Source organism: Desmospora activa DSM 45169 (assembly GCF_003046315.1).
Lineage (GTDB): Bacteria > Bacillota > Bacilli > Thermoactinomycetales > DSM-45169 > Desmospora > Desmospora activa.
Map to the genome: position 1 here is coordinate 26670 of NZ_PZZP01000001.1, position 20374 is coordinate 47043.

A 20374-nucleotide genomic window follows, 5' to 3' on the forward strand; every position below is an offset into this window, starting at 1 on the left:
CGAACTCTCGTTCCTGTTTTCTCTTCTTATGTTACCACGTGTGAGTGGATTTGCCACCCTTTTCATTGATTGACTGCATCGACTAAGAAGTTAATAAATAAGATTCTATTTCTAAAATAATGGGGATTGTCCACTGTTTCAAGGTTAATTTTCAACAAAAGATGATAAATATCAAAAATACGTTTAAGTGAGGGCGACAAAAAAGGCGGATTCAGAATTAGGAATGGACGCTTAATACACGGAAACCGGATTGATCCAGAGACTTGGAGATCGCCTCAACATGGGGGGTAGGCGCGATTTTTAATAAAATCCGGCGCGCCGCCGAATCCCCGGCGTCAAAGGTAGCCATCGAGATGATATTAATATCGAAGGGCTTTAAAGTAAGCAGTAATCGTTCCAACACATGGGGAACATCGACAAAAACCCCGATCAGAAAGCGCGCTCCCTTTACCCTGCTGCCTAACGCTTGCACCAAGGCCGATTCCACATCGCTGATTTTGGCGATTCCCGCTAGGGTGATGCCGTCCGCTGCGACGATGGGGACGAAGGGATAACGGATCAAAGTGGGGAGCAATTCCTCAAAATCGGCATCCACGGTTAAGGGTTCGATCCAATCGATTGCCTGGGAAATGGGTTGTTGTAGGAGCTCTGTATGTGTACATCCCATTTTTAAAAATTGTTTCATGATGGTGCTGTATCCGGTGATTCCGGCAAAATGATTTCGTTGGTCGATGACGGGAATCGTCTCCAGTCCGTGATGACGCAGTTGCTTTAACCCTTGTTCGATATTGGATGTTGCCCAGATGATCGCCAATTCATCCCGTGGAGTCATACAGTTTTTAATCAGCATAAAAAACGATCTCTCCCCTTTTTGATTACTGCAACCAGTATATGGGGAGTATCCGGTTTGATGACCGCCTTTAGCTACGGGCTCGCCTTTTTTGACCGATTACCCAAACAACCGCCACCACCGATCCCACGACAGTGGCGATCACATAAAAATTGTCAACCCACCAATCCACTCTTAACCATTGATTCCACATGTTTCTCCTCCTTTGTGCCTTCGCTCCATTCTTCGTTAACGAACCTCCTTGGAGCTGACTCCTATGAAATGCAACATAGGGCAGAAGCGGGTGATGCCCTCTGCCACTTTCATTCCCGCCAGGATTGCGATGAACAGGGCCCTTATGCTGTCAGTACGGCGTGTCAGTCGAGCGGCACTCCACGCCAACCCCGCCAAACCAAAGGTGATTCGCAGTAAAGCGTCAATGGTACCCACGTTTTTTTGCATGTTCGATCCCCTCCTTTCCTTCCATCGATTCGGATCGTTGCAAACGATAGTATGGTCATTTTGAAGTGGGATCAAACGGTGAAGGGAATTGGTGGGTTGTGGTAGTATGGTCTGGAAAAGGAGGAAATTGCGGATGATGAACACCTCTGTGGAAGAGCGGCTGGCCGTCATTGAGACGACAATGGGACGGCGCCCGCCGACAGTTTGGTTCAAAGGTGGACAGGTGTTAAATGTGTATACCGGAGCTGTGGAATACCAGGATGTTTGGGTCGGTGGGAGTCAGATCGCTTTTGTTGGCTCCCGTGAAGAGGGCAAACTAAACCCGGACAGCAGCACAAAAGTGGTGGATGTGGAAGGAATGGTGCTGGTACCGGGCTATATCGAACCACATTCGCATCCGTTTCAGTTATATAATCCGGTTTCATTGACGGAAAAAGTGCTTCCCCTGGGAACGACAGCCATGATCCATGATAATCTTTATTTTTTTCGCTCGTTGGACGATGATCGCTGGCAAGAATGGAGGGAACGGCTAACTGCTTCGGCGGTCCACCACTTTTGGTGGGCGCGGTTGGATGCACAGGCACGTCTGGATGCAGATGAAGATCCGTTTACCCTGGAGCGGGTGAAATTAGCTATGTCTCATCCTTCAACGCTGCAAGCGGGTGAGTTGACCGATTGGATGCCGCTGTTGTCCGGCGATCAAAAACGAGTGGCGATGGTGGAACAGGCCCATCGCTATGGCAAGCGAGTGGAGGGCCATTCCCCTGGTGCTTCGTACCGAACATTATCCCGATTGGCGGCAGCGGGGGTTACCGGTGATCATGAGAGCATCACCGTAGAGGAGGTGCTGCACCGTTTACGCCTGGGTTATATGACGACGCTGCGATACAGTTCATTGCGCCCCGATCTGCCGGATTTAATCCGGGGATTGTTGCAGCAGCAAGCACCGGTGCCATGGCATCGTCTGATGATGACGACGGATGGTCCTACTCCTCCGGCATTGCGCCAAGGACATGTGGATGCAATGATCCGGGTAGCCATCCAAGCAGGCTGCCCGCCTGAACATGCCTATGGGATGGTAACCCTCAATCCGGCTGTCTATTTTGGTCTGGATGCTCATATCGGCGGGATTGCTCCGGGACGATCGGCGGATATCAATGTGTTGCGCTCACTGGAAGATCCGACACCGATTCAGGTGTTTGTTCGAGGAGAACGGGCGGCGCAATCCGGACGCCTGTTAGTGGAGCAGCCGCAACCGGATTGGGAGCGCTTTCCTCCCCTCATTTCCGCACCGTGGCGGCTGCAGAAGAAGGATGTCGCTTTATCCCTTGAAAAAGGGGAGCAGGCGCCGGTGATTCATCTGGTCAATCCGGTCATTACCCAACTAAAATGGGAAGCGGTCGACGAGGTGGATGAGGAGCGTCTATTTGTCAGCTTAATCGACCCTGCCGGTCAATGGACCACCCAAGCGTTTTTGCGCGGATTTGCCCGCGGGATCGACGGATTGGCCAGCAGCTACAACGGTTCCGGCGATTTGCTACTGTTGGGTCGAGATCCGGATGCGATGGTGAAGGCGGGTCAACGTGTGTTAGACAACGGTGGTGGGATCGCCTGGTTTCAGGGTGGAGGAGAATCCTTTTTCTTGCCCCTCCCGATTGGCGGCAAGATGAGCGATCAGCCTATCGATGATCTGATTGAGAAGTCGGAGGAATTGGTAACGAAACTGAAAAACTTTGACCACCCGTTTCACGATCCCATCTATACCTTTTTATTTTTATCATCGACGCACCTGCCCCAAGTGCGCTTAACCCGTGATGGTTTGGTACGAATCAAAGATGGAGCGATCATCCGCCCTGCGACTCCCCTTACCTGATAGACGAATGGCTTGACTCCCTGCTATTCTAGCCATAGAATAACAGTGCAAAATGTCTGCCATTACATTGGGAAACCGCCTGGAACTCCAGTAGGAGAACCAAGCGGTTTTTTTATATGTAAAACCCACCCTTGGCAGGTGGGTGAGCTGATTTTTCGTTATAAAGAAGCATAACTGGGAGCGGTATTTTTATGAATGCGGCTTAAGCGCTGTGTATAGGAATGTTTCATTGAGCGGAGGGTTTTAGCCGCGTATTGGGTCCATTCGGATTCGACCGGTGCCACCCCGATTACGGGAATAGAGAGGGATTGATAAAGGATAGCGAGAATTTGGTGAGCACGAGGGGAATCGGTTCCGATTAACAGTTGTTCCGCTTGGAAAAAATCTTCTACCCCGTTGCCAGGACGGAAAAATTCAGCTTGATGGGCAACATCTGCTGCCTCTCCCAGAGAATCTTGAACAGAACGGGTTGTACCGAGCGGAATGTCTCCCAGAATGACGGTCAGCGGTCTCTGTTTGCCGTGATGTTGAATCAGATCAGCTGCGTTCCACAGGACGGAAAGATCGGAATTACCATCACCATTGACATTTTCGACAGCGATAAAGATGATGTCCGCATCAGCGATAGCGCCGGCTTGATCGGTCGTAAAATGGATTCTACCGTTATTGACCGCACGCAGCAAAAGATCGTTTAACCCGGGCTCCCACGGTTGTAAAACAAAATTGTCGGGAGCAGCCGCATGGAAATCTACGCACCAAATCTCATGGCCCAACTCTGCTAAACATGCGCCGGTCACCAACCCACTGGCACCGGAACCGAGTACCGCAATTCTCATGGGAATCCTCCTCCATGCTGTCAGGCTGCGCTTCCATCCCTGTCCATCGTTTGCTCCCAGATTAACACAGGTATGTAAAGCTAATATAAAGCTACCGTTAAAATCGGTGTTCATTATAATAGAGGACTTTGCAAAGGTTCCAGTTAACATGCATAAGCTGTAGCATGCCAAAGTTGTCCCAACGAATGGAAAATTCGGTGGTGCCCCCCTCGTAGAACCTTTGCAAAGGAGTGTCGCGTGATGGGTGGGAGATGTTGGATTGCGATTGGTGTGGTGTTGTTGTTGGCGGGAAGCATGACGGCTTGCACAGCGACGGAAAATTCCCCGACGGATTCAGTGCAAACGGGTGACAAAGAGAAGGAAGCGATTCACCCCTATACCGGAGAAAAGTGGGCTGGAGCGTTACCGACGCCGGTGATGGTAATGGTGAACAATCAAAAGCAAGCCAGACCCCAATCCGGTCTTCATGAAGCGGATTGGGTGGTTGAAGTGTTGGCGGAAGGTGAGATCACCCGATTTGCCGCCTTTTACTTTGGGGATTATGATGGAGAAGTGGGTCCGGTGCGCAGCTTACGCCCTTATTATTTGGATGTGGCTCAGGGAAGCGGTGCGGTTGTCGCCCATGCAGGCGGTTCACCGGCAGCGTTGTCGCTTCTCAAGCAACGGAACTGGCCGCATATAGACGGAATCGGTCAAGGCAGTGCCCAGTTTTATCGCGACCCGGCGCGAAAAGCACCGCATAATCTATATACGTCCATCGGAAAAGTACGGGCGGCTACTTCCGCCGATGCCGAGGTGTCAAGTGAGTCTGCTGTGCCATTGTTTGATCCCAAAGGTGCTGTAGAGGGAGGAGAACCGGCTCAACGGATCGACATTCGCTTTCATCCGCTATATGAAGCCGGATTTCGCTGGGATGAAAAAAGCGAGCGCTACCAGCGGTGGACACAGGGAGAACTGCATCGCGATAAGGAGAGCGGTGAGCCCTTGTCCGGCGATAATGTGATGGTGATCCGTGCCGACCACCGTGTGTTGGATTCGGCTGGACGCCGTCAAGTCGAATGGTCAACCGGCGGGGAAGGAATGTTGTTCCAGCAGGGGAGGGCACGTTCCATCCACTGGGAATATCAGGGTGGATGGCTGCTGCCGGTAGAGGAAGACGGAGATGTGATCCCGTTGCTCCCAGGGAAAACATGGGTACAGGTGGTTCCTACGGAAGGGTCTTGGTCGTATGACCAGTAGCGAGCATGCTGGGAGGAATGTACTTGATGGTGTAGAATGTTATACGCTAAAGGGTGAAAGTACCTGGTACCTTACGAGGAAAGTGTCACAGAAAAGAGGTGCTTAGATGCAGCTGAATAAATTAAAACAAAAAGAAGTGGATCACTTATTTGAGGCGGTCTTGACTTTGGAATCGATCGAGGATTGCTATCGTTTCTTTGAGGATCTCTGTACCGTGGGGGAGATTAAATCCTTGGCCCAACGCTTGGAAGTGGCCCGTATGTTGCAAAAAGGATACACCTACAGCCAGATCGAAGCGGATACCGGTGCCAGTACCGCCACCATCTCCCGTGTGAAACGCTGCCTTCATTACGGTACGGACGGCTATCAGTTGGCTCTTGATCGGCTGGAACAAAAGAAAGAGTCGGCTCCATCGGAATAAGCAAAATCAGCCGATTCGGGCGCCTGAGATTGGAGAAAGTCCTGTGCCAAAATGCATCAGGGCTTTTTTCTTTGTGAAGGTTCACTGACAGTGTTGCCCGATCCCAACTCAGATGAGGCAATGCATTTATTTAATCCCATGCAAGTTTTCAATTACTTGCTGTTACTCAATGATAGGGTTCCCCGCATCATTCAAAAGGCGAATCAGCTTTTGCTTTCGCCCTCCTCCTGCTTCTGTGCCCGTCCAACTAGCCCATAGAAGAACAATTCCATCAATTGATCGATATTCCGAGTTACGTGGTCTTGATACGGTTCCTCCCAATATCGAGCCAGCTCATTTTTGAACATCGTGAAGTAAAGCATCGTCATCTCTTCTGTTAGATCTTTAAGAATATAGCCCTCTTGCTTTCCGAGTGCGACAAACCTCCCGAAAAAAGGAGCGACCTTATGCTCACTATACCTTTCTATCAGGCCACTCAACTCCGAGGATGCAGATTTCGGAAACGTATCTGCTAACATTTTCAAATTTTTTGTCTCCAGCAACATGATTTTCTTGGCCTTCTCCGGAAAAGAAAGCCCTGAATCAAGAATGCTCTCATACTGCTCCAACTGCTTGTCCATCCAGTTCCTGAGCGTATCGGCGTAAAGTTGTTCTTTTGTGCCAAAGTAATTATAAATGGTGGCTGGAGAAACCTTTGCCTCATGTGCAATCTCATTTACATTGACCTTCTGAAAGCCGTATTTAGAAAATAATTCAAATGAAACATTGTATATCTGTCCAATTTTTTTCTTTTTCCGTCGTTCGTAGCCGTTCATCTTCTTCACCTCATCTGTAGTGTAGATGAAGTTTTAGAGTAATTCAATAAAGGGAGTATAAATCTATTGAAATGGCCGATTCAGTTTGTTATATTTTTATATAAATTGGATCTATTCAATTCATAACTACATTAAAATCAACTAAAGCTTGTGAGCATCAATTGATGATGGGAGTGTAATGAGATGAAACAAATCCGAATTCCATCTTTTTTGCATGATGTTTTTGGCGAAAAACAGTCAATAGGGTCTATTCTAGCCATACTGCTTTTTGGTGGATTGCTGACGGCTGCGTTATATTGGTTGTTTCCTGAATTGACAGACCATTTGTCAGTGTTGCGTAGCGCCTTGGCATTGTTGTTGATTTTTGATATATTCTGCGGTTGCATAGCGAACTTTACGACTTCAACCAGCAATTTTTATGCGGTGCGACAAACGAATCGGATCGTATTTATTGCAGTACATTTTCATATCGTGCTTGTCGCGCTTCTTCTTAATACAGATATTTGGTATTCGACAGCGGTTTGGGCTTATACGATCATTGGAGCATTTATCGTGAATTCGCTTATCGGAAAGCCTTCGCAACGATTTGTCGCAGGCCTACTCCTATCTGTCGGCCTGGGCTGTTTGCCCTTATTGCCAGATATACAGCCCTATATGTTGACGATCTACCTATTATTTATGCTAAAAGTGCTATTCAGCTTCGCCGTTGATCATTATGGTAAAGCGACAGACAACGCAGGTGAAGAAGCATGAGTACGTCGACAAGAGATCGAAGTTAAATCAAGCCAGACAAGCCCTCTTTTATAGCGCTCATGGGTAGGGCATTTTACCCGCGATTCCTTTTACATTTATTTGGCGATTTCAAGCTTGACGGAAAAGCAAGAAGGAGCGTGGCAGCTTTTGGGTATCCTTTTTGTTTGATCAAGCTTTTTTCTATTGAAACCAAAAAATAAAAGCGAGTCCGGCCAAGCTTCCATGGAGCAGGGTGGTGGCGGTTAGCAGCAAGGCAACGATGGCCGTTTGCCAGCACGGATATCGCCGTGGGCCGTTTTGAAAGACATGGATTCCCCCAAAAACCGAGTAGATCATACAAGGGAGAACCAGTAAGAGGGTAAAGGCGAGCACCCAAAGTTGATACAACTGTTTTTGCTCTTCTAGATCCGTGGAAGGGGGATATCCTCGGTCCACCTGTAAAAAATGGATACCGATGAGAAATGCGAATCCGGTTAAAGCGAGATAGATCAGCAGCCGAATGCTCCATTTTCGCAACAACGCCGTCTCTCCTCCATTGTCAGGTTCCCTTTTGGAATTAGATCCACTTTTGACTATATGGCGGGGGAGGCGGTTCTATGACGGGAAGATATGGGGGTTGGTTCTGCGCTTTCGTCGCTTTGGCTGGTAGGATATAATGGATGGGAAACCATGTGCGGTTGGGGGGATGCAGATGCTGACGGAACGGATGAAAAAGTGGCGACACGCTTTTAAATTGGATCCCAACCGTGCGCTTTCCGACGCTGCCCTGGAGCGAATCGGTCTGTCGGGAACCGATGTGGTGATCGTCGGCGGTACCGACGGAATTACATATGAAAACAGCCAGCGGTTAATTGAGCGTGTGGCTGCCTATCCGGTCACCTGTGTGCAGGAAGTTTCCCGAGTGGACGCGGTGGTGCCGGGGGTGGACGGATACCTTTTGCCCATCGTTCTCAATACCGATGATATCCGCTGGATTGTGGGTAATCAGCAGCAAGCGGTAAAAGCCTTCGGTGATTGGATTCCGTGGGACGAGACGGCGGCTCTGGGCTATCTCGTTCTTAATCCGGATTCGCGTGTAGCGCGCCTCACCAGGAGTCGAACGGATCTGTCTCCACAGGATGTGACTGCTTTTGCCCGCTTGGCGGAACATCTGTTTCAATTGCCGGCACTGTATATGGAATATAGCGGCACCCTGGGCGATCCAAAGCTGGTAGCCGCGGCTAAAAAAGGGGCAGAGCGGCTGCCTCTGTTTTATGGCGGCGGGATCGGCGGTCCTGGAGATGTACGGCAAATGGCCGCACTAGCGGATACCGTCGTCGTCGGTAACTTGGCCCATCTCAACGTAGATGCCGCATTAGCGACGGTGGAAGCGGTGAAGGGGACGGTTAGGGGCGGTTGATATACCGGCTTACGGATGACGGATTCTGCAAAATAGGATTACGGTGAACGTTTGTTATCGGAATGAGCGGCTAGATCCGTTCAAAATGGGCTGCTCCGAATGTAGCCCGAACCCCTTATCATCGATTTGAAATACTGACTGAAATGATACGATTCTCTCTTACATTTTTTATCAATCTGGGTAACGGAAGGTGGCGTGGCATGGCACAACCTTGGACAAAAGAGACGATGCTTGAAGGATTGAACCCTGATCAGCGACAGGCGGTAGAGACGACGGAAGGACCGCTTTTGATTGTGGCTGGTGCCGGCAGCGGTAAAACGCGTGTACTGACCAATCGGGTAGCGTGGTTGTTAGCGGAAAAGAAGATCCATCCGTGGAACATTCTTGCGATTACCTTTACCAACAAAGCGGCGCGGGAGATGAAGGATCGGATTCACGCTTTGGTGGGGGCGGATGCGGAAGAGATCTGGATCTCCACCTTTCACTCCATGTGTGTCCGCATCTTGCGCCGCGATATTGACCGCATCGGATTAAACCGCAATTTCACCATCCTGGACAGTTCCGATCAGCTGACGGTGGTCAAACAGGTGCTAAAAGAGCGAAACATTGATCCCAAGAAATTTCCGCCTCGCAATTTCCTCCATAAGATCTCCAATGCAAAGAACCGTCTGTTTACCCCGGCTGATATGAAGGCAAACGCACAGGGATTTAACGATGAGATGGCAGCCGGTGTTTATGAGGCTTATCAGCAGAAGCTGCGAACCAACCAATCCCTCGATTTTGACGATTTGTTGCTGGAGACGGTCCGTCTGTTTCAACAGGTGCCGGAAGTGTTGGATTTCTACCAAAAGAAATTTCAATACATTCATGTGGATGAATACCAAGATACCAACCATGTGCAATATGTCCTCGTCAAGCTGTTGGCGGGCAAGCACCGCAATCTGTGTGTGGTGGGGGATTCCGATCAATCGATTTACAAATTTAGGGGAGCGGACATCACTAACATTCTCTCCTTTGAGCGAGATTATCCCGATGCCCATGTGGTGAAACTGGAACAGAACTATCGCTCCACCAAGACGATTCTATCCGCAGCCAATGAAGTGATCGCCCACAACCAAGGACGGAAGCCGAAAGCGTTGTGGACAAAAAATGATGAAGGGGCACCGGTGCAACTGTTTGAAGCGGACAATGAGCACGATGAAGCGTACTTTGTGGCGGATACGATTGTAAAGGAACACCGTGAAGGGCGCCCTTATGACGATTTTGCCGTCCTTTACCGGACCAACGCCCAGTCTCGTGTAGTAGAGGAAGTTTTCCTCAAGTCCAATATCCCCTATCAGATGGTGGGCGGGTTGAAGTTTTACGATCGTAAGGAGATTAAAGATGTTCTCGCTTACTTACGTCTGGTGGTCAACCCTGACGACGATCTCTCCCTCGGCCGCGTGATCAATGTGCCCAAACGGGGCATCGGACAAGCCACATTGGACAAGATCGCCGCTTATGCCGAACAGCATCACCTCTCCCTTTTTCAAGCGCTGTTGGAAGTGGAGAATATCGGACTGACCAATCGCTTCATCCAGCCGTTGCAGCGCTTTACTTCCTTAATCCGGGAGATGTCGGCGATGATGGAGTATCTCAGCGCAAGTGAAATCACAGAAGAAGTGTTACAACGATCCGGGTATCGAGAGGAACTGAAGAGGGAAGAGACGGTGGAAGCGGCCAGCCGCCTGGAAAACTTGGATGAATTCCTCTCCGTCACACGGGAGTTTGAGGAGAAAAACGACGATAAAACCCTGGTTGCTTTTCTTACCGACTTAGCCTTGGTCTCCGATCTGGACCGTTTGCAGGACGGGGAAGAAGCAGTCGCCGGTGTTACGATGATGACGCTTCATTCCGCCAAGGGATTGGAGTTTCCCCAGGTATTTCTGGTGGGGATGGAGGAAGGGATCTTCCCTCACAGCCGTACCTTTGATGATGAGGAAGAGCTGGAAGAAGAGCGTCGTCTCGCCTATGTGGGCATCACACGGGCACAAAATCGGCTTTTTCTCTGCCGGGCACGCATGCGGATGCTCTTCGGCCAGAGCAATGCCAACCCGCCCTCTCCCTTTTTACAGGAGATTCCGGATCATCTGCTTGAACGGGTGGGTAAACCTTCAGCCGTCTTAAAGAAGCCGGTATTGCGGCAAGGGCCGATTCGACCCGTGCCCAACAACGATCTGGATTGGAAAGTAGGGGACAAAGTGAATCACCGCAAATGGGGCCCCGGCACTGTCGTCAAAGTACAGGGAGAGGGAGAAGACACAGAATTAAACATCGCCTTCCCCGCTCCCATCGGCGTGAAACGGTTGCTGGCCACCTTTGCGCCGATCACCCGGGCGTAGGGGTTCTCTATCATCGGTTTGTCGAGGAGTGGAAGCGATGGAGCGAGCAGAAGCGGAACAGCGGATACAGACGTTACGCACAGAGTTGGAGGAGTATAATTACCGTTATCATGTGTTGGATGATCCCACCGTTAGCGATGCTGAATATGATCGGCTGATGGCGGAGTTGTTACGGTTGGAAGAGGTGTATCCGGATTTGGTAACCCCGGACTCTCCCTCTGTAAAGGTAGGAGGAGAACCGCTACCCTATTTTGAGAAGGTGGAGCATCGGATTCCGATGCTCTCCTTGGGAAACGCCTTTTCCTTTGACGATCTGCAAGATTTTGACGAGCGGATTCGGCGGCTGTCGGGGCGGGAGTCGATCGATTATGTGTGTGAGCTCAAAATTGACGGATTAGCGGTTTCGCTTCGTTACGAAGACGGGGTGATGGTGCGAGGAGCGACCCGCGGCGATGGGCGCACAGGGGAAAACATTACGCAAAATTTAAAGACGATCCGCTCTCTTCCGCTGCGCTTGCGGGAGCTGGTCACCCTGGAAGTGCGGGGGGAGGCGTTTTTGCCGAAGAAGGAGTTTGAGCGGATCAATCGAGTCAAAGAAGAGCGAGGAGAAGCGCTCTTTGCCAATCCCCGCAATGCCGCCGCCGGCTCCTTGCGCCAGCTGGACCCCAAGTTGGCGGCGGAGCGGACGTTGGATATTTTTTTGTACGGAATCGGTGAAATGGAGGGTGTACAAAATCCTCTTACCCATACGGCTTCCCTCGACTTGTTGCAAAAGTTGGGGTTAAAGGTGAATCCCGAGCGAGTGACCGTCAAGGGGATCGATGATGTGATGGACTTTGTGAACCATTGGCGGGAACATCGGATGGAATTGGGCTATGAGATCGACGGCATCGTCATTAAGGTGGATGACCTAGCTTTGCGCGAACAACTGGGCTTTACCGCCAAAAGTCCGCGTTGGGCCATTGCTTATAAATTTCCCGCCGAAGAGGGAGTCACCGTTTTGCGTGGCATTGAGGTGACGGTGGGTCGTACTGGTGCAGTCACTCCCACGGCACTGCTGGATCCGGTCACTTTGGCCGGGACGACGGTGCAGCGGGCTTCTCTGCACAACGAGGATTATATCCGGGAGAAAGGGATTATGATTGGCGATCATGTGATCGTTAAAAAGGCGGGTGACATTATTCCTGAAGTGGTCGGAGTTCTCACGGAACAACGCAGCGGAGAGGAAACGCCTTACGAGATGCCGACAGAATGCCCGGAGTGCGGCAGTGAGTTGGTACGGCTCGAAGGGGAAGTGGCTTTGCGCTGTATCAATCCCCAGTGTCCGGCCCAAACCCGGGAGGGAATTATCCACTTTGTTTCTCGCGGCGCCATGAATATTGAAGGGCTGGGGGAAAAAGTGGTGACCCAGCTGTTTGCAGCGGAGCTGATCCGAGGACCAGCTGATTTATACGATCTGACAAAAGCGGATCTTCTCCCGTTGGAGCGAATGGGGGAAAAATCAGCGGAAAACTTGCTTGCTGCGATTGAAGCTAGCAAAAAAAACTCTCTGGAACGGGTGTTATTCGGCCTTGGTATCCGTTTTGTCGGTTCCAAGGGGGCACAGGTGTTGGCTGCCCACTTTAAAAAACTCGCGTCTTTGATGGAAGCGGAGCGGGATGAACTGGAGGCGATCGATGAGATTGGCCCCAAGATGGCGGAAAGCATTGTCACTTATTTTGAAACGCCGGAAGTGAGGGAAACCCTGCGTCGCTTGGAACAAGCCGGGGTTAACTTAACATACCGCGGGCCCGATTTGGAGGAGACGCCTTTAGCCGATACTCCCTTTGCCGGCAAAACAGTGGTTCTTACTGGTACGCTTGCATCGATGTCCCGTCAAGACGCCGGTGCCCGCATCAAAGCCCTCGGTGGCAACGTAACCAACAGTGTCAGCAAAAACACCGATATGCTGATTGCCGGAGATAAGGCCGGTTCCAAACTGAAAAAAGCGCAAGACTTGGGTGTGCGCGTGGTGGAGGAAGAGGAACTGTTGTCGTTGTTGGGGGAACAGGAGTAAGATGCGCAGTTAACAGATATTGCCGATATGGATCATTATCGATCTACCTTACACTCAAGGCCTCCGATTAGGGAGGCCTTGAGGCTCTGATAAACCCGAACAGGGGGATGGAGCCGGATTTGCGACTCTGTGCTCCTCCCACTGATGTTGGATCTTGCGGTAAAAGGAAAAGCATGGCCGCAAAGCGATTAGAGCTGAAGGAATACTTCGCTGGGGTGTCAGTGCCGAGGTTGACGCCGGAAACGACTCACCTCTTCGGAAGGCTAATCTTTGTTAGCGAGGGTTTCCCGACAGGAGGCCTCGGTTGAAATGTATTACTGCGGAGAGGCGGTATCTTTCGGCTGATCTCCAGGTGTAGGGGGTAACTCGACCGGAAAGTCGATGGAAGAAGCAAGCGTCTGATAGTGTTCGACTGCTTGCAACAAATAGGAAAGTGCCTGATTCCGATCGCCTGTATCGTTCATATACTTTCCCAGTGTGCGAGAGGCTTGGGCCGCTTTTTCAGATATCCCTAACCGCCCGTATTCTCGAATCGCCTTTTCATAACACTGGACAAAAGAAGAGATGTCACCCTGGGCGTAATGAATCTGGCCCAGTAGAATATAGCAATCGGTCAACCGTTGTTTTCGTTTTTGTAAATGATCCATTGCCAGCTCAAGATGGTGGCGTGCTTGCTCAAAATCCCCTTTTTTAATGTAATTCTGGCAAATGATTTTGTGGGTGTACCCGATCTCCCACCGGCTCAGCTGCTCTTTTTTCACCACATCCAGCGACTTTAGCAAGTACTGAATAGAGCGGTCGTAGTCACTGAGAGAGAAGTAGCAGATGCCCAATTCATGGTATGTTTGGGAGGTTAGCGTTTCCGTAACGGAAAAGCGATCCGCCATCCGCAGTACCCGTTCAAAACACTCAATCGCATCTTTATGCTCGCCACGGCGAGTATGACATGCACCCAGGATATTGAGCATCGTGCAGGTTTCCAGCCAGCGATCCTTACGCTGCATGATTTCGATACACTTTTCGGTATAGAGAATTCCCAGTGAACTGTTGGACAGATGTAGATAGGTTCGGCCCAAGTTGCCAAAAATATAAGCTTTTTCGATATCATCAGTGACGGAGGAGAGTATCCGTTCCGCTTCACGATAGTAGATAAGTGCTTTGTGATGCTGATCTTGATAAAAATATAAATTCCCCTGCAGACGTAAGTACCAGGCCAGCAGGTTATACTCATCCGACAACTGGGGCCATTGCTCTTTAAACATTTCAAGGCGGGTTCGGCTCTCTTCTAACTCCAGTCGGTGAATCAGCAGCTGAATTTCAACCAAATCCACCTGCATCAGAATTTTGGGGTTTGCAATCGAAAAGGACAATTCTTTTAGGGACTGGAAAATGCGTTCCGCTTCTCCTACCCCTTCATAAGTGAGAGCGAGGCGAACTTGGTCGATCCATCCTTCCGCTCGGCGCAGTGTCTCCTGATCCGTCACACCGAGCAAATTGTTGACAGAACAATTGAGTCGTTGGGCGAGGGGCTCCAACACATCTGCGCGAGGCATAGCCTTTTCGTTTTCGATCAAGCTAAGATATGGAACAGAGATAATGCCTTCTGCCAATTCCGCTTGCGTCATCCGCAACTTTTTTCTTCTCCGACGCAAATTGATTCCGAGGCTTATGGTAGGATTCCTCCTTTCTAACCTTAAATCAATTATCCGGGTTCACCCGCAATTAATAAAAAAATGTATGAATAATGGATAAATGATTAATTTCATCATACTGGCTACAATTTCGCTGTCAACTGTTGAAGTGTTGTTCACGGGATCAAAATCAAGATGTTTTAAAACATGTGGCTAAAATGAGGCAAAATGGCGCTAAAATAAGGGAGAATTATGTCGAATTATGTCGAACTTTTAAAAACACAAAACGTGTAAGTTGTTGTATGATAGGGGTGTATCAAAGTTGTGGCTTTCACTCATCAACTCAATGGCAGTACAACATTCTGTTTTTTGGATAGGAATGTGATTGTCCGCATCTTCTTTGGTCTTGGTCTTTCCTTATAATTAGTGGGGCGTACCATCAAAATGGGCGTCTCTTTTTTCATTTTATAATTCTTTTAGGTTAAACAGGTAGTTATAAAGTTGTGTTCATCAAATATAATCAATTTATAGAACCGCTTTTTTCGTATGCTTGATATAATGAGAGAGAATTTTCACAAGGAGACGGAGGTTGCCATGAAACGGTTGCGTGGTGGTGTCGTTTTACTGCTAACCGTTTGTCTGGTGATGATGGCGGGATGTGATTTCCCGTTCCCCTTGCAAACGGAGGCCGAAGCTCAACCGAATAAGTGGGACCGGTTGGCAGAGGAGAAAAATGAAGCGTTAAATTTAAAAAAATTAAAGCTAGAAGCTTATGGAGAACAGGTGGAAGCGGATCTAGCGTCCCCTGCCTATCGAGAATTTGCGGTTAATTCCCGTTTTTCTCTTCAAGGTTCTGTCAAGAAATATCAGCAGTTTCAATCAGATTTTGTATGGGTGGAAGTGAAGAAAGAAGGAGTCGGAGGGGATGAAGGCAAGTTTTCCTATTATATTCCTTTAAACGATGGCAATTTTGAGCAGTGGGTCCAGTTGCACGACGGTGAAGGGGTCTACCGGGTGACGGTAAGGTTTCCCAGCAATGCGGAAGCCAACCGCTTTTACGATGTAGCTCGTATGAAGGTGCACAATGTTAATCCACAATTGGAACGGGATATTGCGATGACCCAAGTGGGTCAGTCATCCGGCTTACAGATTGAACAGCCCGCTACCGGTTATCAAGAGGCTGACCGTAACATTGCTCTGAAAGGTTCTCTTCCGCAGACGGTGGAACGGCTGATGGTACAGGTGGAAAAAGGGGAGGAAACGTGGGAGCATATCATTCCTGTCCGGGATGGTACCTTTGATTCAAAAATTCCGCTTCTGTTTGGTAAGGGTGTGCACCAGATTAAGTTGTTAACGCCTGATCCGTCCAAAGATAATATGTATAACGAAGCGGCCAAGTTATGGCTGGACAATCAGAGCGAGCAGAAACGGGAACCGGTGGAGTATTTTCGCCATTATGAGGAACGTGGGGTTCAGTTGGAAATGCCTTTGGCAGGCGGTGAACAAGCCGATATGAAAACCCGCATCCGGGGCAGGATCGATCCAAATGCGCCTGATGCGGCGAAGACAAAACATCTGATCATCCAGACGAAAAAAGACGGTGAGCAAGCCACCTATATTATTCCCGTGGAGAATTACCGCTTTGATGACAGCTTTTGGCTTCGTTTCGGCAAGGGAACCTATGAAGTGACGGTCAATGTACCAGAGATTACGACGGAGCAGCGCGATTATTTTCGCTTTTTTGGAGTGGCGCGCTTCACGGTGCATAACGATAACGACAATGACCAGCGCAACTTGCTGCCTTCCCGGGGAATTCAATCCGATAGCAACGAGATTCGTTCCCTTGCGCAGCAACTGACGGCGGATAAACAATCGGATCGGGAAAAAGCCCTCGCCATTTATCAATATGTGGCCCAAAACATCAGCTATGATGTAAACAAGTTTAAAACCGACGCCTTTGAATACGATGACAGTGCCCTAAAAACGTTGCGGGAGAAAAAGGGCGTCTGTCAGGATTACAGCTTCCTGGCGATTGCGCTCATGCGCTCCATCGATATGGAAGCCCGTTTTGTCGAAGGAGTGGCGGAAGGAAATCGGCATGCCTGGGTCGATGTAAAAGTGGACGGTAAATGGATCACGATGGATCCCACTTGGGGCTCAGGCTATCTCGATGCACAGGAGCGGTTTGTTAAAAAATACTCCACTGAATACTTTGATCCTAATCCGACGCAGTTTTCCCAAACGCACAAACGAACCGGCATTATGTATTAAAAACCTTCATCCAAGAAAGAGAAAGAGGTATGAAAGGGAGAGCTTGTTGGTCCCGTGGTCATTAATCTATACCCGCTTGATAAGCGGCAGATTGATGACAAAGTACTGGAATGGTTATAAACACAGGTCGGGTTGGTTTCCGCGTATAACCCGATAAGTTCAACTAACCATCGGTGGAAAGATCCCACCGATGGAGTTTCACTTTATCCGGCGAGCGACTCTGACACGCATGGAGCAGAGACGGATAACCACCCCGACCGTTCCACGATAGGTTTGTCAGCAGCCTCACCCGCTTAAAAGGCGGGTTTTTTCGTTGAACCGACAGGGTGATAATAGATGAAAAAGGAAAAGGAGCAAGGTGAGATGAACAACGCAGAAGCTGCTCCATTTTTACATACCGTGAAAAAGGAAGAAGAGGGGAAAATGTTGCGACAGGTGTTACAACAACGGTTTCGCTTTTCTCGCCGGTTGTTGCGTCGCTTGCGGGAGTCACAGGGGGTGACGGTGAATGGTCGCGTCGTGTATTTTACTTCCCGTGTGACGGAAGGGGATGCGATTCAGGTGATCATGCCGCAAGATCCTGAACCGGCAATCCCACCACAGGAGCTTTCTTTACGGATTGTGTTTGAAGACGATGACCTAATCGTGCTGGATAAGGAGCCGGGGCAAGTGGTTCATCCCACTAAAGATTATCGCGATTACACCTTGGCCAACGGACTGGTGTACCATTGGCGGCAACGGGGAGAACAACGACAGGCCCGTCCGGTTACACGTCTGGATAAGGATACTTCCGGTTTGATCGTCTTTGCTAAACATGCCTATGCTCACGCTTTTTTAGCGAAGGAAATGGGAAAGCGTCGTTATCGGCGTCAGTATCTGGCCATGGTTCGAGGGGAGTGGCTGCAAGAGGAAGGGGTAATCGACGCTCCCATCGACCGCTCCCCGGAAGAGCCCCATAAGCGGATGGTGCGGGAAGACGGCGTGGAGGCGATCACCCACTTTCAGGTGGAGCGTCGCTTAAAGGGAGCCACTTTGCTACGGTTGGAGTTGGAGACGGGGCGAACCCATCAAATTCGAGTCCACCTGTCGCATCGGGGTTTTCCGATCATCGGTGATACCCTCTACGGCGGACAAGATGCCACTATTGCGCGCCAGGCGCTGCATGCCGCCCGCCTGTGTCTGTTTCATCCTAGGGATCGACGTGAACACGAGTGGAAATCGCTGATGCCGGAAGATATGGAGCGATTGGTACAATCTTTTTTATAATTTTTAATTAATTTTCGCAAAACAGCAGGAGAAGCCTTGGCCGATGTGGAATGAATGTACCGGGTGGAGGGGGACCGCAACTCGAATGAAATGAGGTGCATTCCTTGAGAGGGAAAGTTAGGGCGGTTGTGTCGGTTTTATTTGCGTTTTTGTTGGCACTGCCTGTGGGGATGATGGATGGATTGCCGGTGGAGGCCGGTGAAGTGGTTCAACCGCTGGGTGGCAAAGGGGATCCTTGTGACCGAACACCGGGAACATGGTTTGTTGAGGTACCGGCCAATCCGGACCCCAGTAAGCCTCCGCTTGTCTTTGTACAAGGGTTGAATGGATGTTCTGACAGCTGGTTTGGAGAAACCCAGTATTACGGGGCAAACGATATGGCGGCGATTGCCCGGCAAAACGGATATCGTACGGTGTTTGTCGATTTGCATGATTCGGGTGGAAGCGCTGCCAATCAATGGGACAACGGCCGCATGTTGGCTGATCTGTTGGGACAAATCTACAACCGTTACGGCCAACGGGTCAATATCGTTGCCCACAGCAAGGGTGGAATCGATACACAAGCGGCGTTAATCCATCATGGTGCCCATCCCTATGTCGGGCGTGTGATCACATTGGGTTCTCCCCATCACGGCTCACACCTGGCGGATTTGGCGTACAGCTCTTGGGCCGGGTGGTTGGCGGAGTTATTGGGAGCCCGTAGTCCGGGAACAGAGTCGCTACAAGTGGGCAATATGGAACAATTCCGGGCTGTGACCGATTCCCATACAAATGCGACCCGCAACAGCTACTACACTACAGCGGGAACCAGCTGGGGGCCCACGTTTTCCGCCCTGTGGACAGGTGGAGCCTATCTATCCACCCATGGAAGCAACGACGGCTTGGTAAACGTCTGGAGTGCTTCCCTTCCTTACGGGAATCATCTGTTTACTGCCGGTTTGGATCATGACAATATCCGCTTAGGCCGAGAGGTATTTCACCGGATTGAACCGACACTTCGCTCAACCATGACCGCATCGCAAACAGCGACGACGGAAGTGGCTGCTTCTGCTGAGTCCAATCCGAATGCAGGGGATCAATTGGTACGTGGTGGTCCGTTGGCGGCAGGAGAGGAAGAAGTGGTGACGACGACTGTCACTTCGGGAACAGAGGAAGCGATTTTTACATTGATGACAGCTAGCGAAAACGTACAAGTGGAATTGACCTCTCCCTCTGGAAAACGTTATAACAGCCAGAGTGATGTCTATGGACGTAGCAGTGAAACCGTGATTTTCCAGGATGCCACGGTCCAAGCATTTCGGATTGATCAACCGGAAGCGGGAACCTGGACAATTCGTTTCAGCGGAGAAAGCGAAGACGCTTACCTGCTGACAGGGACTTATCTTGCACCGCAATCTCTCTCGCTGGAAATCGAGAATCAGCCTGAGGTCAATCATGACATTCCGTTGCGCCTCAAAATCGCCGATACAGATCTAGGAAAGGCAAAAGACTTAAAAGTGGATGTACAGGTGACTCCGCCGGGAGCGAAAGGGACGGTTCAATCCGCTCCCCACCGGGGATTGCTGAAAGCGGACGCCAACGGTAAAGCGCTGAGCGGCAAGTTACCCCGTATGACAAAACCGGGTGTTTACAACCTGACCATTGATGTGACAGGGACGGATGCCCAAGGACAAACAATTGAACGAACCATCATCCGTTCCGTCTATGTCGGTGATCAGGATCAGTAACGGAATCGTGTTTGTTTGAAGAAAGGTGTAATAAAGAAAGCATCCCTTGGGGTTGGATACACGAAAAACTCGCGTATCAATCTGGAAAAAGGGATGCTTTTTTGTTACTTACGGACGAATCGAAGCAAAGTCGTCGCAGATCAAACCGATGCTCCACCGTTCTCTATCTTCGGAAATAACATGAATCTGCTTATCGATGATTGCCCAACATTCTTCTAGCCTTTCCAGGACAGCTTGGTTATCTTCTTCCTGTTCGCTTAAATGGCACAGTTCATCAAATAACGGCTTTACCTGTTCAAAGGAAGCCGTTGGTTTAAATTCACAATGCATCCAAGGGAAATCCCCATTATTGTTTGGGTGAAGGGTTCCAAGAATGGTATCGCCTTGTTTAAGATAAAAAACCATTACACCCCCC

Annotated in this window: 18 protein-coding genes; 10 read left to right on the forward strand and 8 right to left on the reverse strand. The window is 49.9% G+C overall.

Features of this window, described 5'->3' with window-relative positions; all coding sequences use genetic code 11:
* Positions 1 to 217: 217 nt before the first annotated feature.
* The 3 genes from C8J48_RS00135 to C8J48_RS00140 form a co-directional block, all read right to left on the reverse strand.
* Positions 218 to 850: a CBS domain-containing protein gene (locus C8J48_RS00135; RefSeq protein ID WP_107724381.1), complete on the reverse strand. Its 633-nt coding sequence runs from the start codon at positions 848 to 850 to the stop codon at positions 218 to 220.
* 70 nt (positions 851 to 920) lie between these two features.
* Positions 921 to 1043, reverse strand: a complete 123-nt coding sequence (locus C8J48_RS19150) for an EYxxD motif small membrane protein (RefSeq protein ID WP_281261177.1) — start codon at positions 1041 to 1043, stop codon at positions 921 to 923.
* Between the two features lie 35 nt (positions 1044 to 1078).
* Positions 1079 to 1291 carry a YgaP family membrane protein gene (locus C8J48_RS00140; RefSeq protein ID WP_107724382.1) on the reverse strand — a complete coding sequence of 71 codons (213 nt, stop codon included), beginning with the start codon at positions 1289 to 1291 and terminating at the stop codon, positions 1079 to 1081.
* A 133-nt stretch (positions 1292 to 1424) separates the two neighbouring features.
* Here C8J48_RS00140 and C8J48_RS00145 point away from each other — a divergent pair, with 133 nt between their 5' ends.
* Positions 1425 to 3164: an adenine deaminase C-terminal domain-containing protein gene (locus C8J48_RS00145; RefSeq protein WP_170105010.1), complete on the forward strand. Its 1740-nt coding sequence runs from the start codon at positions 1425 to 1427 to the stop codon at positions 3162 to 3164.
* 158 nt (positions 3165 to 3322) lie between these two features.
* Here C8J48_RS00145 and C8J48_RS00150 read toward each other — a convergent pair whose 3' ends face one another.
* Complete coding sequence (locus C8J48_RS00150) at positions 3323 to 4000, reverse strand: UDP-glucose/GDP-mannose dehydrogenase family protein (protein WP_170105012.1); 678 nt, start codon at positions 3998 to 4000, stop codon at positions 3323 to 3325.
* 240 nt (positions 4001 to 4240) lie between these two features.
* Between C8J48_RS00150 and C8J48_RS00155 the strand changes: the two genes are divergently transcribed.
* Together C8J48_RS00155 and C8J48_RS00160 are read left to right on the forward strand one after the other, a co-directional pair.
* Complete coding sequence (locus C8J48_RS00155) at positions 4241 to 5239, forward strand: DUF3048 domain-containing protein (protein ID WP_107724385.1); 999 nt, start codon at positions 4241 to 4243, stop codon at positions 5237 to 5239.
* Between the two features lie 106 nt (positions 5240 to 5345).
* Positions 5346 to 5660 (forward strand): YerC/YecD family TrpR-related protein, encoded by a 315-nt coding sequence (locus C8J48_RS00160; RefSeq protein WP_107724386.1) that lies wholly within the window; start codon positions 5346 to 5348, stop codon positions 5658 to 5660.
* A 203-nt stretch (positions 5661 to 5863) separates the two neighbouring features.
* Here the strand turns inward: C8J48_RS00160 and C8J48_RS00165 are convergent, their stop codons facing one another.
* Positions 5864 to 6475, reverse strand: a complete 612-nt coding sequence (locus C8J48_RS00165) for a TetR/AcrR family transcriptional regulator (RefSeq protein ID WP_107724387.1) — start codon at positions 6473 to 6475, stop codon at positions 5864 to 5866.
* A 183-nt stretch (positions 6476 to 6658) separates the two neighbouring features.
* Between C8J48_RS00165 and C8J48_RS00170 the strand changes: the two genes are divergently transcribed.
* A complete protein-coding gene (locus tag C8J48_RS00170; protein WP_107724388.1) occupies positions 6659 to 7228 on the forward strand; it encodes a hypothetical protein in 570 nt (189 codons plus the stop codon).
* A 180-nt stretch (positions 7229 to 7408) separates the two neighbouring features.
* Here the strand turns inward: C8J48_RS00170 and C8J48_RS00175 are convergent, their stop codons facing one another.
* Positions 7409 to 7747 carry a hypothetical protein gene (locus C8J48_RS00175; RefSeq protein ID WP_107724389.1) on the reverse strand — a complete coding sequence of 113 codons (339 nt, stop codon included), beginning with the start codon at positions 7745 to 7747 and terminating at the stop codon, positions 7409 to 7411.
* Between the two features lie 172 nt (positions 7748 to 7919).
* Between C8J48_RS00175 and pcrB the strand changes: the two genes are divergently transcribed.
* The 3 genes from pcrB (at position 7920) to ligA (ending at position 13064) form a co-directional block, all read left to right on the forward strand.
* Positions 7920 to 8627, forward strand: coding sequence for a heptaprenylglyceryl phosphate synthase (gene pcrB, locus C8J48_RS00180; RefSeq protein ID WP_107724390.1), 708 nt, complete (start codon positions 7920 to 7922; stop codon positions 8625 to 8627).
* Between the two features lie 200 nt (positions 8628 to 8827).
* Positions 8828 to 11008: a DNA helicase PcrA gene (gene pcrA, locus C8J48_RS00185; protein WP_107724391.1), complete on the forward strand. Its 2181-nt coding sequence runs from the start codon at positions 8828 to 8830 to the stop codon at positions 11006 to 11008.
* 37 nt (positions 11009 to 11045) lie between these two features.
* Positions 11046 to 13064, forward strand: coding sequence for an NAD-dependent DNA ligase LigA (gene ligA / locus C8J48_RS00190; protein ID WP_107724392.1), 2019 nt, complete (start codon positions 11046 to 11048; stop codon positions 13062 to 13064).
* A 314-nt stretch (positions 13065 to 13378) separates the two neighbouring features.
* Here ligA and C8J48_RS00200 read toward each other — a convergent pair whose 3' ends face one another.
* A complete protein-coding gene (locus C8J48_RS00200; protein ID WP_107724394.1) occupies positions 13379 to 14716 on the reverse strand; it encodes a helix-turn-helix domain-containing protein in 1338 nt (445 codons plus the stop codon).
* Positions 14717 to 15289: 573 nt separating this feature from the next.
* Here C8J48_RS00200 and C8J48_RS00205 point away from each other — a divergent pair.
* The 3 genes from C8J48_RS00205 to C8J48_RS00215 all read left to right on the forward strand — a co-directional run bounded on the left by C8J48_RS00205 (position 15290) and on the right by C8J48_RS00215 (position 19959).
* A complete protein-coding gene (locus C8J48_RS00205; protein WP_170105014.1) occupies positions 15290 to 16966 on the forward strand; it encodes a transglutaminase domain-containing protein in 1677 nt (558 codons plus the stop codon).
* A 336-nt stretch (positions 16967 to 17302) separates the two neighbouring features.
* Entirely contained in the window at positions 17303 to 18232 is a 930-nt protein-coding gene (locus tag C8J48_RS00210; protein WP_107724396.1) for an RluA family pseudouridine synthase, read from the forward strand.
* Between the two features lie 104 nt (positions 18233 to 18336).
* A complete protein-coding gene (locus tag C8J48_RS00215; protein WP_146160423.1) occupies positions 18337 to 19959 on the forward strand; it encodes an esterase/lipase family protein in 1623 nt (540 codons plus the stop codon).
* A gap of 108 nt (positions 19960 to 20067) precedes the next feature.
* Here C8J48_RS00215 and C8J48_RS00220 read toward each other — a convergent pair whose 3' ends face one another.
* The gene (locus tag C8J48_RS00220) at positions 20068 to 20364 is read right to left on the reverse strand and encodes a hypothetical protein (RefSeq protein ID WP_107724398.1); all 297 of its coding nucleotides are present in this window, start codon (positions 20362 to 20364) and stop codon (positions 20068 to 20070) included.
* Between the last annotated feature and the right edge of the window lie 10 nt (positions 20365 to 20374).